The 15,033-nt window shown below is 64.5% G+C and carries 13 protein-coding genes and 1 tRNA gene; 8 read left to right on the top strand and 6 right to left on the bottom strand.

Features of this window, described 5'->3' with window-relative positions; all coding sequences use genetic code 11:
* Positions 1 to 29 precede the first annotated feature (29 nt).
* The 3 genes from TabM4_RS06600 to TabM4_RS06610 all read left to right on the top strand — a co-directional run bounded on the left by TabM4_RS06600 (position 30) and on the right by TabM4_RS06610 (position 4,275).
* The gene (locus TabM4_RS06600; protein ID WP_434620158.1) at positions 30 to 1,622 is read left to right on the top strand and encodes a glycoside hydrolase family 43 protein; all 1,593 of its coding nucleotides are present in this window, start codon (positions 30 to 32) and stop codon (positions 1,620 to 1,622) included.
* Positions 1,623 to 1,683: 61 nt separating this feature from the next.
* Complete coding sequence (locus tag TabM4_RS06605) at positions 1,684 to 2,343, top strand: GntR family transcriptional regulator (protein WP_434620161.1); 660 nt, start codon at positions 1,684 to 1,686, stop codon at positions 2,341 to 2,343.
* A 531-nt stretch (positions 2,344 to 2,874) separates the two neighbouring features.
* Entirely contained in the window at positions 2,875 to 4,275 is a 1,401-nt protein-coding gene (locus TabM4_RS06610; RefSeq protein ID WP_434620164.1) for an aspartate aminotransferase family protein, read from the top strand.
* A 64-nt stretch (positions 4,276 to 4,339) separates the two neighbouring features.
* Here the strand turns inward: TabM4_RS06610 and TabM4_RS06615 are convergent, their stop codons facing one another.
* Entirely contained in the window at positions 4,340 to 5,485 is a 1,146-nt protein-coding gene (locus TabM4_RS06615; RefSeq protein WP_434621948.1) for a nucleobase:cation symporter-2 family protein, read from the bottom strand.
* On the bottom strand, positions 5,470 to 5,823 hold the full coding sequence (locus tag TabM4_RS06620; RefSeq protein ID WP_434620167.1) for a solute carrier family 23 protein: 354 nt from the start codon (positions 5,821 to 5,823) through the stop codon (positions 5,470 to 5,472). Before TabM4_RS06620 ends, TabM4_RS06615 begins: the two co-directional genes overlap by 16 nt.
* 300 nt (positions 5,824 to 6,123) lie before the next feature.
* Here TabM4_RS06620 and TabM4_RS06625 point away from each other — a divergent pair, with 300 nt between their 5' ends.
* The 5 genes from TabM4_RS06625 to TabM4_RS06645 all read left to right on the top strand — a co-directional run bounded on the left by TabM4_RS06625 (position 6,124) and on the right by TabM4_RS06645 (position 11,287).
* A complete protein-coding gene (locus TabM4_RS06625; RefSeq protein WP_434620170.1) occupies positions 6,124 to 7,158 on the top strand; it encodes a cysteine synthase A in 1,035 nt (344 codons plus the stop codon).
* Positions 7,155 to 9,722 (top strand): DUF3772 domain-containing protein, encoded by a 2,568-nt coding sequence (locus tag TabM4_RS06630; RefSeq protein WP_434620172.1) that lies wholly within the window; start codon positions 7,155 to 7,157, stop codon positions 9,720 to 9,722. Before TabM4_RS06625 ends, TabM4_RS06630 begins: the two co-directional genes overlap by 4 nt.
* A complete protein-coding gene (locus TabM4_RS06635) occupies positions 9,719 to 10,438 on the top strand; it encodes an alanyl-tRNA editing protein (RefSeq protein ID WP_434620175.1) in 720 nt (239 codons plus the stop codon). The genes TabM4_RS06630 and TabM4_RS06635 overlap by 4 nt, the downstream gene beginning before the upstream one ends.
* Before the next feature lie 100 nt (positions 10,439 to 10,538).
* Positions 10,539 to 10,628 (top strand) — tRNA-Ser (locus TabM4_RS06640).
* A gap of 479 nt (positions 10,629 to 11,107) precedes the next feature.
* The gene (locus TabM4_RS06645) at positions 11,108 to 11,287 is read left to right on the top strand and encodes a Rap1a/Tai family immunity protein (RefSeq protein ID WP_434621950.1); all 180 of its coding nucleotides are present in this window, start codon (positions 11,108 to 11,110) and stop codon (positions 11,285 to 11,287) included.
* 556 nt (positions 11,288 to 11,843) lie between these two features.
* Here TabM4_RS06645 and TabM4_RS06650 read toward each other — a convergent pair.
* From TabM4_RS06650 to TabM4_RS06665, 4 genes are all read right to left on the bottom strand, one after another.
* Positions 11,844 to 13,238, bottom strand: a complete 1,395-nt coding sequence (locus TabM4_RS06650) for a YfjI family protein (protein ID WP_434620178.1) — start codon at positions 13,236 to 13,238, stop codon at positions 11,844 to 11,846.
* A gap of 92 nt (positions 13,239 to 13,330) precedes the next feature.
* Entirely contained in the window at positions 13,331 to 14,212 is an 882-nt protein-coding gene (locus TabM4_RS06655) for a DUF7146 domain-containing protein (RefSeq protein ID WP_434620180.1), read from the bottom strand.
* A 91-nt stretch (positions 14,213 to 14,303) separates the two neighbouring features.
* On the bottom strand, positions 14,304 to 14,702 hold the full coding sequence (locus tag TabM4_RS06660; RefSeq protein WP_434620183.1) for a winged helix domain-containing protein: 399 nt from the start codon (positions 14,700 to 14,702) through the stop codon (positions 14,304 to 14,306).
* 1 nt (position 14,703) lies between these two features.
* Positions 14,704 to 14,892: a helix-turn-helix transcriptional regulator gene (locus TabM4_RS06665; protein ID WP_434620186.1), complete on the bottom strand. Its 189-nt coding sequence runs from the start codon at positions 14,890 to 14,892 to the stop codon at positions 14,704 to 14,706.
* Positions 14,893 to 15,033: the final 141 nt, after the last annotated feature.

Here is a 15,033-nt window from a genome sequence, read left to right on the forward strand (position 1 = left end):
ATTTTCGCAGAAAATTCGCAGGCCCCCGAATGGTCGAAAACCCCATCCTCCCCGGCTTCAACCCCGATCCGTCGATCTGCCGGGTGGGGCGGGACTATTACATCGCCACCTCCACCTTCGAATGGTATCCCGGCGTCCAGATTCACCATTCCACCGATCTCGTGAACTGGACCCTCGTCGCCCGCCCCCTGCGGCGGGCCACCCAACTCGACATGCGCGGCAACCCGGACTCATGCGGCGTCTGGGCCCCCTGCCTGTCACATGACGGCGCCCGCTTCTGGCTCGTCTACACCGATGTCAAACGCTTCGACGGCGCCTTCAAGGACGCGCACAACTACATCGTCCATTCCGAAACCATCGACGGCGACTGGTCCGACCCGATCTACGTCACCTCCTCCGGCTTCGACCCCTCGCTCTTCCACGACGATGACGGGCGCAAATGGGTCCTCAACATGCGCTGGAACCATCGCGGCCCCGGCACCGGCCTCAACCCCGCCCATGATGCCTTCGACGGGATCGAGCTTCAGGAATGGCACCCCGACCACGGCCTTCTGGGCGAGGTCACCACCATCTTCACCGGCTCCCCCCTCGGCCTGACCGAGGCCCCGCATCTCTTCAAGAAGAATGGCTTCTACTACCTCACCACCGCCGAAGGCGGCACCGGCTACGACCATGCCGTCACCATGGCCCGCTCAAAGGCCATAACCGGCCCCTATGAGATGCATCCCGACACCCACCTCCTCACCACGCGCTTCTCACCCGATCACCCGCTGCAACGCGTGGGCCACGGCCAATACGTCGAAACACCCGAAGGGCAGGGCTTCCACAGCTTCCTCTGCGGTCGCCCGTTGCCGGGCAACTTCTGCCCCCTCGGCCGCGAAACCGGCCTCGCCCGCATCGACTGGCACGCCGACGGCTGGCCCCGCCTTGCAGGCGGCGGCATGGCCCCGCCCGCCACCCTCGACCTGCCCGCGAAACGCCGCCCCGACCAGCCCATCCACCGCACCTTCCAGACCCGCAGCCTGCCGCCGGAATTCCAGTGGCTCCGCACCCCATACCCCGACCGCCTCTTCACCCTGACAGGCCATTCCCTCCGCCTGACGGGGCGCGAAAGCCTCGGCTCCTTCTTCGAACAATCCCTCGTCGCGCGCCGTCAGGAACACCACGCCTACACCGCCGCCACCGTCGTCATGGCCGACCCGCCCAACTGGCAGCGCGCGGCGGGCCTCATCACCTATTACAACCGCCACAAGTTCCACGCCGCCCTCGTCACGCACGAACCGGCCCACGGGCGCTGCCTCACCCTCGTCTCCTGCCTCGGCGACTGGCCGGGCGAGGCGCTGACGATCCACCACCACCACCCCCTCGGCGACGGCCCCGTCCGGATCGAGGTGCAGGTGGACGGCCTCACCCAGCGCTTCCTCGCCGCCACGGGCGACGCCCCCCTCGCGCCGATCGGCCCCGACCTCGACGCCAGCCTGATCTCCGACGAAGGGGGCAGGGGCGAACACGCCTCCTTCACCGGGGCCTTCGTCGGCATGTTCGCGATGGACCTGACAGGGCAGGGCTGGACCGCCGATTTCCTGCGCTTCGACTACATCCCCTCCACGGTCGGCCGATAACAACTTGATCAAATCCGTTCCTGCGGTTTACCTGACGCCCAAGAAACCGCAGGGCAGGACGATGGACGACGAGACGCGCAAGATCCCATCGCACGAGGTCACCTATGGCCGCCTGCGCGACATGATCCTCTTCGGCCACCTGACCCCCGGCCAGCCCGTCACGATCCAAGGCCTGATCCGCGATCTCGACGCCGGCATGACCCCCGTGCGCGAGGCGATCCGCCGCCTCACCGCCGAAGGCGCGCTGCTTCCACAGGGCAATCGCCGCGTGGCCGTCCCGAACCTGACCCCCGCGCTTCTTGACCAGCTCGCCTTCGTCCGCCTGACGGTGGAACCGAAACTCGCCGAACTGGCGGGCGCGCATCTGACCCCCGCCCTCATCGACCGGCTGGAGGCGATAGACGACCGCGTCGACCGCGCGATCCGCGCAGGCTCCGTCACCGACTATCTCGAATTCAACCACGCCTTCCACTTCGCGCTCTATGAGGCGTCCGAGGCCCCGATCCTTGTCGACATCGCGCGCGGCCTCTGGCTGCGCTTTGGCCCCTCGCTCCGTGTCGTCTGCGCCCGCTACGGTGCTGCGGCACTGCCCGACCGCCACGAAGAGGCGCTCGCCGCCATGCGCGCGGGCGACCGCGCGGCGCTGGCCCGCGCGGTAGAGAATGACATTCAGCAGGGCATCGACCAGATCCGTCAGGCCCAAGCCGAGGGCGGCGTCTGACCCCCGCCGCCGCGCGCCCTCCCACCCCGCCCCGGACCCGATCCGGGGCCTCCACCGCCGCGCCGCGCCGCCCGCAAGACCCGAGGTCCCGGGTCAGGCCCGGGACGGGGTTTCCTTGCCGGATCCTTGCGCCCCCGCCCGCTGCGTGCTGACAGTTTGCGGTACAGTTTACGGCACAGAACCCGGACAGCCGCAAACCACCCTCCCACCCCGCCCCGGACCCGATCCGGGGCCTCCGCCGCCGCCCCGCACCGCCCGCAAGACCCGAGGTCCCGGGTCAGGCCCTGCACGGGGTTTCCTTAGCGGATCCTTGCGCGCCCGCCCGCCGCGTGCTGACACTCTACGGTACAGTTTACGGCACGGAATCCGGTACAGCCATTTCCGGGCAAACTGCCGAAAACCCACGCCATTTCCCCCATCACTACGTGCAATCCCTGAATTTGATCAAATTTCTTGAAGACATCTGGTTTTGATCATATGCTCACCGTCGAAGCCCGCTCTCCGGGCCGCTGATTCCGCGAGGTCCACCCCATGAACATGATCACCAACCACCTGCCCACGGCAGAACTTCAGGCGCTGGACGCGGCGCATCACATGCACCCCTTCACCGACTCGAACGGTCTGGCCGCCAAGGGCGCGCGGGTGATCACGCGCGGCAAGGGCGTCTGGCTGACCGACAGCGAAGGCAATCAGATCATCGACGGAATGGCGGGCCTCTGGTGCGTCAACATCGGCTATGGCCGCAAGGAACTGGCCGAGGTCGCGGCGCGGCAGATGGAAGAATTGGCCTATTACAACACCTTCTTCCAGACCACCCATGTCCCCGCCATCGCCCTTGCCGCCAAACTCGCCGAACTCGCCCCCGGTGACCTGAACCACGTCTTCTTCGCAGGGTCGGGGTCCGAGGCGAACGACACCAACATCCGCCTCGTCCGCCGCTATTGGCAGGTCAAGGGGATGCCCGAAAAGCGCATCATCATCGCCCGCAAGAACGGCTATCACGGCTCCACCATGGGTGGCGGCAGCCTTGGCGGCATGTCGCCCATCCATGCCCACGGTGGCAAGATCGACGGCATCGAACATATCGATCAGCCCTATTGGTGGGGCGAGGGCGGCGACATGACCGAAGCCGATTTCGGCATCGCCCGCGCCAAGCAACTTGAGGACAAGATCCTCGAACTCGGCGTCGAGAACGTCGCGGCCTTCATCGGCGAACCGATCCAGGGCGCAGGCGGCGTGATCGTCCCGCCCGCCACCTACTGGCCTGAAATCCAAAGGATTTGCGACAAATACGGCATCCTCCTGATCGCCGACGAGGTCATCACCGGCTTCGGCCGCACGGGCAACTGGTTCGGCTCGCAGACCTTCGGGATCAAGCCGCATATCATGACCATCGCCAAGGGCCTCTCCTCCGGCTACCAGCCCATCGGCGGCTCCATCGTCTGTGACGAGGTCGCGGCGGTCGTGGCCGAAGGCGGCGAATTCTTCCACGGCTACACCTATTCCGGCCACCCGGTCGCGGCGGCCGTCGCGCTGGAAAACCTGCGCATCATTCAGGAAGAAGGCATCGTCGAACATGTGCGCGACGTGGCCCATCCCTACCTCAAGGAACGTTGGGACGCGCTGACCGACCACCCGCTGGTGGGCGAGGCAAAGCTGGTGGGCCTCATGGGCTCCATCGCGCTGACGCCCGACAAGGCCAAGCGCGCCAAGTTCGCCTCCGAGGCCGGGACGGTGGGCCTGCGCACGCGCGAACGCTGCTTCGCCAACAACCTGATCATGCGCCATGTCGGCGACCGTATGATCATCGCCCCGCCGCTGGTCATCACGCCGTCCGAGATCGACACGCTGATCGAACGGGCGAAGAAATCGCTGGATGAAAGCTATGCCGGGCTGAAGGCCGACGGCCTTCTGGTCGCCAAGGCCGAATAAGCCAACCCCTTGAATCAAAAGGGCGGCGGTGCAGAACCGCCGCCCTTTTCCTTTTGTTTGCGCCTCAGTGGTCGGCCGCCGCTGCCGCTGCCTTGATCTCATCCTCGTTCACGGTTGCCCCGTTGAAGAAGGCATTCAGCAGAACCGCCGCGACCGAGGCCAGCAGGATTCCGCTTTCGATCAACGGGTGGATCTCATGCGGCATCCACATCTTGAAGTTCGGCGCAATCAGCGGGATCATCCCAAAGCCAAGGCTTACCGCCACGACGAACAGGTTGTTGCGGTTCCTCGCGAAATCGACGCCCGCAAGGATGCGGATACCCGTCGCCGCGACCATCCCGAACATCACCAACCCCGCGCCGCCCAGCACCATCGTCGGCACGCTTTCGACCAGCGCTCCCATCTTTGGCACAAGGCCAAGGACGATTAGGATGATACCGCCCGCCACGCAGACGAACCGCGACCGCACGCCGGTCACCCCGACAAGCCCCACGTTCTGCGAGAAGGACGTGTATGGGAAGGTGTTGAAGATCCCGCCGATCAGGGTGCCCAGACCATCGGTCCGCAGTCCCGCCGAAAGCATCGGGCGATCCACCTTCTTCCCCGTCATGTCCCCCAGCGCAAGGAACATGCCCGTGGATTCGATCATCACCACGATCATCACCAGCGTCATCGTCAGGATCATCACCGGATCGAAGATCGGCGCCCCGAAATGGAACGGCGTGATCAGCCCGAACCAAGCCGCCTCTCCCACCTTGGCGAAGGTCATGGCTCCGGTGGCAACCGCGATCACAGCGCCGATGATGATGCCCAGAAGGACCGAGATATTGGCCACGAACCCCTTGCCGAACCGCGCGATCAGCAGGATCGACAGCAGGACCACGGCGGAAACCGCGATGTTGCCAAGCGGCGCATAGGCCGGATTGTTCATCTTCGCGGCAAGGGCGATCCCGTCCGGCGGCGGCGCGACACCCGTGACGCTGCCCGCAGCAAGCCCCTCTGTCACCGATTTCAGCCAATCCGCATGGGCCGGGTCAACGAACTGCGGCGCGGTCGGGCCGACGGGGTTGCCGAAGATCCAGTTGATCCCGATCCGCATCAGGCTGACGCCGATGACAAGGATGATGGTCCCCGTCACCACCGGCGGGAAGAAACGCAGCATGCGGCTGATGAAAGGCGCGATCAGGATCGAGATCACCCCCGCCGCCATGATCGCGCCGAAGATGGCCCGCGCGCCCTCCGACCCGCCATTGGATTGGCCATCGCCACCATCGGCCCGACGGCGGCAAAGGTCACGCCCATCATCACGGGCAGCCGGATGCCGAACCATTGCGTGGCCCCAAGCGATTGAATAAGCGTGACAATCCCGCAGACGAAGAGGTCCGCCGAAATCAGGAAGGCCACATCGGCCGGTTCCAGTTTCAGCGCGCGCCCGACGATCAGGGGCACCGCCACCGCGCCCGCATACATCACAAGGACGTGCTGAAGGCCAAGGGTGAAGAGTTTCGGGGTCGGCAGAACTTCGTCCACCGGGTGAACTTGTGACATGCGTCGTTTCCTTTCCCTGAGGGGGATTATCTTCGCGCCGTCTCCGCGGCCCCCCTCGGGCATGCGGTCCGGTTAGGTGGCCCGGTCTTTCCGCCGGGTGGGCAGGCCCGCGACACGCGTCTTCGACTCGGTGCCGTGATGGCCAAGAAGCATAGGGGCAGCGGAAATGATGCTTCGTCTGGAAATATTTGAAACTGTTTGTCCGTTGGCCGAGGGGTGAAACCGCCTGCATCTCCTGCACGGCTTGAGATTTCCGCCGCCCGCGCCTACACCTTGGGCAGACCAAAAAAGGAACGCACCATGCGGATTCACAGCGATCTGGCCGACACCATCGGCAACACGCCCCTGATCAAGCTGCAGCGGGCCAGCGAGATGACGGGTTGCACGATCCTCGGAAAATGCGAGTTCCTCAATCCGGGCCAGTCGGTGAAGGATCGCGCCGCCCTATACATCATCCGCGACGCGGTGGCGCGCGGCGCCTTGAAGCCGGGCGGCACAATCGTTGAGGGGACTGCGGGCAACACGGGTATCGGTCTGGCGCTGGTCGGCGCGTCGATGGGCTATCGCACCGTGATCGTCATCCCGGAAACCCAAAGCCAGGAAAAGAAGGACATGCTTCGTCTGGCGGGCGCGGAACTGGTGCAGGTTCCGGCCGCTCCCTATCGCAACCCCAACAACTACGTCCGCTATTCCGGCCGTCTGGCCGAGGCGCTGGCACGCACCGAACCGAATGGCGCGGTCTGGGCCAACCAGTTCGACAATGTGGCGAACCGTCAGGCCCATATCGAGACCACCGGGCCGGAGATCTGGGAACAGACTGGGGGCAAGGTCGACGGCTTCATCTGCGCGGTGGGGTCGGGCGGCACGCTGGCGGGCGTTGGCATGGCGCTGCAACCCAAGGGCGTGAAGATCGGCCTTGCCGATCCCGAAGGCGCGGCGCTGCATTCCTTCTATACCGAGGGCAAGCTGGACGCCCCCGGCACCTCGATCACCGAGGGCATCGGTCAGGGCCGCATCACGGCCAATCTGGAGGGTTTCCGCCCCGATTACAGCTATCGCATCCCCGATGCCGAGGCTCTGCCGCTTGTCTTCGACATGCTGCAAGAGGAAGGCATCTGCCTTGGCGGGTCCTCCGGCATAAACATCGCGGGCGCGATCCGCATGGCGCGCGACATGGGGCCGGGGCACACGATCGTCACGATCCTGTGCGACTACGGAAACCGCTATCAGTCCAAGCTCTACAATCCCGCCTTCCTGAAGGAAAAGGGCTTGCCTGTGCCCGAATGGCTTGACCGCGCGCCGCGGGCCATCCCCACCGTCTTCGAAGACGCATGACTGGCGCAGCAGGCGCAGTCCTGCGCCGGGCGGTCATCGCCGCCCTTGTTGCGCTGTCGGCCCTTGCCGGATCCGTCCATCATGGCGCTGCGCAAGACGCTCCGGCGCAGGTGCCGGCAGGGCAGGGGGCGGGCACGCCACCCGCAGCCGCACCGGCCTCCGGCACGACGGTCGTTGTCTCCAAGGGCTCCGGCCGGTCCACAGGCCCGGATTACGCGGCGTGGGAAAGGCTGGCCGAGCGGGCCGAGAATCTGCTGGCCAATCCCGATACCGAAACCCGTGGCCTCGATCTGCTGCGCAGCCAACTCGTTGCGCAACGGGCAGATTTCCTTGCTGCGCAGAACACCAACTCAACCCGCATTGCCACCCTGCGCGACCAGATCGCCGCCCTCGGCCCTGCCCCGCCAGAGGGAGAGACAGAGGCAGCCGAGATCACGCAGCGCAGGCAGGAGCTGGCCGATCAACTGGTCAGGTTGCAGGCACCAGTCCTTGCCGCCGAAGAGGCTTTCCGCCGTGCCGACGGCCTGATCGGCGAAGTGGACCGCGCCCTGCGCGAGCGTGAGGCGAACCGCCTGCTGCAACTCTGGCCGTCGCCCTTGAACCCGGCGAACTGGCCCGAGGCGGTCGTGGCCCTTGGTGATGTGACGGTGCGCCTCTGGACTGAAACCACGACGCGCTGGACGCGGGGCGATGGCCAGCAGGCCCTGTTCGACAACTTGCCGCTGATTGTTCTTCTGGGGCTTCTGGGCCTTGCTCTCGTCACGAAGACGCGGCGCATGGCGCAGGCCATCGCCGCACGTCTGCCCCGACCAAAGACGCAACGGGGACGTCGCGTCGTGGCACTGCTGACATCCACCGCGCAGGTCGTTCTGCCCACCCTCGGGGCAGTCGCCCTTGCCGAGGCCATCCTTGCCACCGGCTTGACTGGGCTCGTCGGGGCCGCGCTGGCCAATGCCCTTGCGGGAGTTGTCTTCACGCTGGTTGCGGCGAACTGGCTGGGACAGGCGATCTTTCCCGTGGAGGACGGGGATGAGGTGTCTACCCTCCTCGTCGATGAACGTCGGGCCGAGGGGCGTTTCCTTGCCGGAAGCCTTGGCCTCGCCCTCGGGGTCGAGGCGGTTCGGCAAGTCCTCGTGGTGGAGGTGGGCGGCAGCGACACCGCCAACGCCGTTCTGGCCTTTCCCGTTCTGGCGACGACGGCCGTCCTGACCTTCCGGATGGGGCAACTGCTGCGCCGTCATGTGCGCAGCGTGCAGCAGGGCGACGAGGCGCTGTCCTTCGGTCTGCGTGTGCTTGGCCTTCTGGCGCGCGGGGTGATGCTGACAAGCGTTGCAGGTGTCTTGCTCGGGGCAATCGGCTATCTCGCGGCGGCCACCGCTCTTGTCTATCCGTCGGTCATTTCGCTGGGGCTCGTGGCCGTGCTTTTCGTCCTGCAACGCTTCGTTGCAGATCTCTACGGCCTCGTGATGCGCTCCGATGCCGCAGATCAGGAGGGGCTGATCCCGGTCCTGATCGGTTTTGCCATGGCCCTCGCCTCCTTGCCGCTCTTTGCCGTGATCTGGGGCGCGCGCTGGGCGGATATTACGGAACTCTGGCAGCGTTTCCTGCAGGGCTTCCAGATCGGGGCGACCCGGGTTTCCCCGACTGATTTCCTGCTCTTTGCCATCATCTTCGGCGTCGGCTACATGTTCACGCGTCTTTTGCAGGGTGCGTTGAAGACATCGGTGCTGCCACGCACCAACCTTGATCAGGGCGGGCAGAATGCCGTCGTCTCGGGGATTGGATATCTCGGCATTTTCCTTGCGGCGCTGATCGCCATCAACTCCGCCGGGATCGACCTTTCGGGGCTTGCCATCGTTGCCGGTGCGCTCTCGGTCGGCATCGGCTTCGGTCTGCAGAACATCGTTTCGAACTTCGTCTCGGGCATCATCCTGTTGATCGAACGCCCAGTCAGCGAGGGGGATTGGATCGAGGTCGGCAACGTGCAGGGGACTGTGCGGTCCATCTCCGTCCGGTCCACCCGGATCCAGACCTTCGACCGCTCCGACGTCATCGTACCGAATGCCGATCTGGTGACTCAGCGGGTCACGAACTGGACGAGGTTCAACCTGACCGGGCGGTTGATCGTGCCGGTCACTGTCGTTCTGGGCACCGATACGCGCAAGGTGGAACGCATCCTGCGCGAGATCGCCGATGCCCAGCCACTCGCCGTGCTGAACCCGCCGCCGGTGGTTGCCTTCATGGGCTTTGGCGCGGAATGGATGAATTTCGAGATGCGGATCATCCTGCGCGACCTGAACTTCTCGTTGCAGGTGCGTAGCGAAATCAACCACCGCATCGTCGAACGCTTTGCCCAGGAAGCAATCGAGATGCCTGGCGCGAAGAAGGCCGAGGCTGTTGCAGAAATGGCTGCCGCGCTTGCCGCCGAGGTCACGGCGGATGTGGCCCCTGCCATTATGGGCCAGACGCAACCTTCCCACAAGAAACCGCGCAGCTACCGCAAAGGGGCCAAGGACGCATCGGCGGAGGCCCGTGATCCGACCGAAAGGCAGGAGGATACATGACGACGCTGCTGTTCCGCGACGACGCCTATCTGCGCGAGGTCGAGGCCGTGGTGACCGGCCACACCGCCGAGGGCGGCATCCTCTGTGACCGGACGATCTTCTACGCCACCGGGGGTGGGCAACCCGGTGATTCCGGCCTCTTGCTCTGGGACGGGGGACGCCTGTCCATCGCGACGGCTGTCAAGGCCGAGGGGGGGCAGGTCGCCCTCGTGCCGGCCGAGCCTGTCGCCATGCCGCCGGTCGGCAGCCGGGTGATCCAGCGCATCGATTGGGACCGACGGTATCGCCACATGCGTGTGCACACGGCGCTGCACCTTCTTTCCGTCGTCATCCCGCTTCCTGTCACCGGGGGGCAGATCGGGGCCGAGAGGGGTCGTCTCGATTTCGACATGCCCGATCCGCCCGCCGACGTCGCCATGCTGGAGGATCGTCTGAACGCCCTGATAGGACTGGACTTGAAGGTCTCGGAGGATTGGATCACCGATGAGGAACTTGAGGCCAATCCTGCGCTGGTGAAGACCATGTCGGTGCGCCCGCCGTCGGGGCAGGGGCGCGTGAGGTTGATCCGCGTCGGCGAAGGCATGTCTCAGGTAGATCTGCAGCCCTGCGGGGGCACCCATGTTGCTCGCACCGGAGAGATCGGGCGGGTGGAGATCGGCAAGATCGAGAAGAAGGGCCGCCAGAACCGCCGCGTGACGATCACCCTGATCGGCTGATCAGTGCGTTTTCCCGGATGTCACGGCCCTTACCTCCGCCACTTTCACACAGCCGCAACCCCTTGCGCCCGTTTTCGGAAGGCCTTAAGCAGACCGCCACGGACAGTTGGCCGAGTGGTCGAAGGCGCACGCCTGGAAAGTGTGTAGGCGGGGAACCGTCTCGAGGGTTCGAATCCCTCACTGTCCGCCATTTCCCTATCCTAAGTATATGAAAATAAAGGGAAACCGGATTTTACTTCCCCCAAAAAATCCCCCGCAGCCCGCCGGATGCCCCCGGATTTTGTCGGAACGCGGGGCCGGAAGATGCCCGCCCGAAGCTTTCCAAAGTGCGGCAAGACGGCTCTTGTCGGCATTTGGCATGCCGCGACAGTAAGGAACTTGGTCGGCTTCGCGGCAGACAAAAGCGGCCTAGAAATCGACTGTAAGACTTGCCAGATTGATGCCTGTTCAGATTGGACATCTGGAGCAAATTGCATGATTAAAGCGTTAGGCTTTTCACTGATGATACTAGCCTTCGGCGCGCCTGTGCGTGCCGAAAGCGCGCTCGAAATGCGTGATAGCTGCATAGGAATAGTCGATGGTCCAGCCGGGCTGGATGGTCAAATCCTAGTGCCTACAACTTTCGAAGCGGGAACATGCTGGGGCGCGTTTTCCGCGATTCAGGGCTTTGTGACTATGACGATGGAAGGGGAAACGACCGGACTCTTGAGGCTCTGCGTACCACCAGCCGTCACCCGGAAGCAGCTTGTCGAGGTGTTCTACCAGTATGCGGGTTCTAATCCTCAGCTCCTTCACAAGGATTGGCACTACGTCGCGTGGCTATCCTTAAAGGAAGCGTTTCCTTGCTAGGCTAGGCAGAAAAGCGTAGGACGCCTCACCCAGACAGCAGGGATAGGGTGCTTCCTGATATGGCATTTTCTCAGGGTTATTGGGCCGCCTTGCGCGCGTGCGCGTAATCCTGCCAAAATCCCGCGCGCGTATTGGTCTCTTTGCCCCTTAGAGAAATTCGCCATCCTTTTTCGGCGCGGGAAAATTCCTTTTTCCGGTGTAAGAAAATCAGGGTTTGCCCGATAAGACCGCACGGCCTAGCGCGTCGAACGTCACTTTCCCATCCGCCCGCAAATGGGCTTCGGCTTGCCAAGCCCGCGTAGCACCCCAGCCAAGTGCCACAGCCGCAGCGCCATAGGTGAGCGGCCCAGAGCGTGACAGAAGGTCGGCAAGCTGCCCCGCGTCGGCTTCACGGTCGGCCCTTGGCTTTTGGGGTTGGGGGGCTGCTACACTTGCTACAACTGCTACACGGGGCAGCGCTGGGCGGGGGTTTGTAGCAAGTGTAGCGATTGTAGCAGGGGTAAGGGTCGTGGGGGGCATGCCGCCCCCCACTAGTTCGGCCAGAGCCTTGCGCGCGTCAAACCACATTGCCCGGCCTCACAATGCGCCATACTTCCTTGCGGGCAGCGCCGCGAACAATGGTTCCCGCTTCCAGCTTCACCACCCAGCCATGCCCTTCGAGAAGCGCAAGGGCAGCCCGTGCCTTCGGGGATTCCCGCAGCGCGTTCGGCCCGTTCTGCACAATGTCCCTTACCGTCACGTCGGGATGCCCCCAGCCTTCAAGAAGCCAAACCCGCAGCGCGTCGGCCCTTTCAATTTCCACCGATACGGTTGCCGCATCCGAAAGCCGCAGGGCTTCGGTCAGGTAGAATTGCGCCAACTCGATTGCATCGGTCATTGTCTGGGCGTCTATGCGCTGGGCATGCAGATCGGCCCAGAGGGTGAGCACCCCCGCAATCCGCGCCGCTTGTTCGGCAATCTTGGAAGCGTAGCCCGTCACCCGGCGAAGGGTTCGCCCCGGCCCTTGTTCGGCTTCTATGGCGTCAGAAAACTGCACCAATAGCGCCTTTGCTTCGGGGGATAGCCAAAGGGGGCGGGATTCCAGCGCCCCGGTATCCGGGTTCGCGGGCAAAGGGGTTTCTAGGATTGCCCGCAGCCGCGCCCCGAAGGCTTCGAGCGCTGCCGGGTTTTCCCGTGCCTGTGAGGTGAGCCGGTAGCCTATCGCGCTGGGCGGTTCGGTAATCAGGAAGCGGGGAAGAAAGCCCGTATCGGCTGCCATTGGGTCGGCCATGAATGTTCGGGCAACGCCGGGCTGCACCATTAGGTGAACCGACAGCCGCCGCCCGTAGAGCGTGTAAGCCCCTTCACCGCTAAGCGTTCGCTTGATGGGTTGCCCCTGCCATGCGTCGTTCAGCGCTGCCAAGGTCGCTTGGCGGTTTTCGGATTTCATGGCGTAGCCGCCCAGGAATTGCCCCCCCTCATCCGAGAAGATGCCCAGCGACGGGCAGCCTTCGCGGAATTGCCGGGTAAGCCCCTCATAGGTCGGGTTCCGCACGGTTCTATCCGTTGACGGCGGGGCCGACGGTTCCGGCCCCAGCTTTTCCAAATCCACCCGCGCCCCGGCTTTCTTTTCGGGCTTCTTGGCGTCGCCCAAAATCCGTTCCCGTTCGCCCTTCCAAATGGCGTGATTGTTCCGCCACCCTTCTAGCGCGTCCTGCCGTGCTTTCTCTTGTTCCCTCTCATAATCCCAGAGGGGGGCAAGAAGCTTGGCGTCGCAACTCGATTTCCGTTCGCCGGATAGCGCGATGGTAAGCGCGTAGATCGACAGGGGCCGGAAGCCGCCCAAGGTTTCAACGTCGGCAAAGCCTTGAACGGCCAGAGCCGCAACGGCCAGCGCCGATTGAGCGGGGATAGCGACAGGGGCAAGGGTTGCCCCCTGCACCGCTTCAACGGCTTCCCGCAGCGGCCCCAAGGCTTGCAAAGGGTAGGGCTGCCCTTTGGGGATTTCCCGCAGTAGCGGTTGCGGCCCTTCGGCCCGGTAACTGATTTCTTGCGGTTGCGCGTTCATGCCAGCACCGCCTTTCCGGTTAGGACGTCGTTCCAGTCTGCCCCCTCGGGGGCGGGAAGGATGGATACAGCCCAGCCCAGCGCGTCGGCCCGTGCTGCTAGGGCGTTCGCCGCTTCGCGGCCCGCCTTGTCACCGTCCGATGCAATGGTGAGCCGGGAAGGGTTGGGGGGAAGCCGAAGCCCGGCCATGCCCGAAGCCGACAGCGCCGCCCATATCGCCGAAGGGGCCGAAAGAAGCCCGCAGGAAAGGCTTAGGGCGGTTTCTATTCCCTCAGCCACTGCAAGCGCGCCATGCCCTTCTGTGAGCCTTACAGCGCCCCCAGCGACGGCCCCCAGCATTGCCTTAGGCGGGGCAACCTCGGCCTTTCCCGAGCCGTCGGGCTTTAGGTAAGTCCGATGCACCGCGAAGCCGTCGGCCCCTTCCAGCCGCGCCACCATTGCCGGGACGCGCTGGGCGGTTTGATGCCAGCAAGCCGAATGGAAGCGAAGGGACGCGGGCAGGGGGCCGACAATGGCGCGGCCACGCAGATAGGCCTCGGCAGGGCTGCCCGCTATGGGTTGGGTTTCCTGCCAGAGCCGTTCGGCTTGGGATGCCCGTTTTGCCGCTTCGGCCCGTTCCAAGGCTTCGCGCTGGGCGATTGCTGCCGGGTCGGGGGCGACAAATGCGCCGCCCCCTTCGATAAGCCCCAAGCCCCGCAGGGATGCCGCAATGTCGGGGAAGCTGCACCCAACAAAGCACTTGGCGAGAAGTCGCCCGTCGGCCCCGTCGGATACCGACAAGCTGGGTTTTCGATCGCCATGCGCGGGGCAGCGGCAAAGCCCGTAACGGCCATACCATTTCCCGCCCAGCGCCAAGACGATTGCGCGTGCATCCATCATTGCGGCCCCCCGAAGGCGAGAAGGGCAACCGCTGCGGCTTGTTCGGGGGTAAGCCCGAAGCGATGCACAAGCCAAAGCACCTGATAGCGGTTCATGCGTCACCGCCTTCCCGCACTTGGCAGCGCAAAACATACCGCCCATGATGCCCCGGAAAATCGCCCCCGTGCCTTTCGGTAAGGGTTTCGATTTCAACGCCAAGCTTTCGCAGTTCGTGGATATAGCCGCTCCACCTAGGCGCGGGCTGTAATAGGGGCGTGCAGCCGGAAGCCCCCGCAGCCGCAAGCCGGGTCAATGCCCAGCGCAGCCGCCCCGACAGGCGCAACGTGAAGGCCTGCCCGTCGTAAGGCTGGACTGTGAAGGCGGCATGGCTGCCGCGCTTCGGTTGTGTTACCTTCCGGCCGCGCGCTGCATCACGCAAGCGCACGTTCCGGCCCCGGACCGTCTTCCCTTCCATGTCAGGACGGTTCGGGGCTTCACCAGCCCCGGCCATGCTACGCGGCCCGTTTGGCTTTGCGGGCTTCAAGCCAAGCGTTGATTTCGCTTTCGGCCCAGCCGACGGCCCGCAGCCCCAGCGGGATAGGCTTCGGGAAGCTGCCCGCAGCCATCATTGCGTAGATGGTGGAACGCGAAAGCCCGGTTACGTTCTGGACAGCCGGGCGGCGAAGTATGGTTTCAGGCATGGTCAAACCCTAATTTGAAGGGCTGACAGCCGAAACGAAGCGGCCAGCCCGAGTTGCTGTGCCCTCCGCTAATTACGCGTTCGGTTGTGCCTTACGCGTAAGGCATCACGTTCGGATTATTCCCGCTCCGCATGCCTCTTT

The sequence above is a fragment of the Tabrizicola sp. M-4 genome (assembly GCF_051132405.1).
Classification (GTDB): domain Bacteria; phylum Pseudomonadota; class Alphaproteobacteria; order Rhodobacterales; family Rhodobacteraceae; genus Paragemmobacter.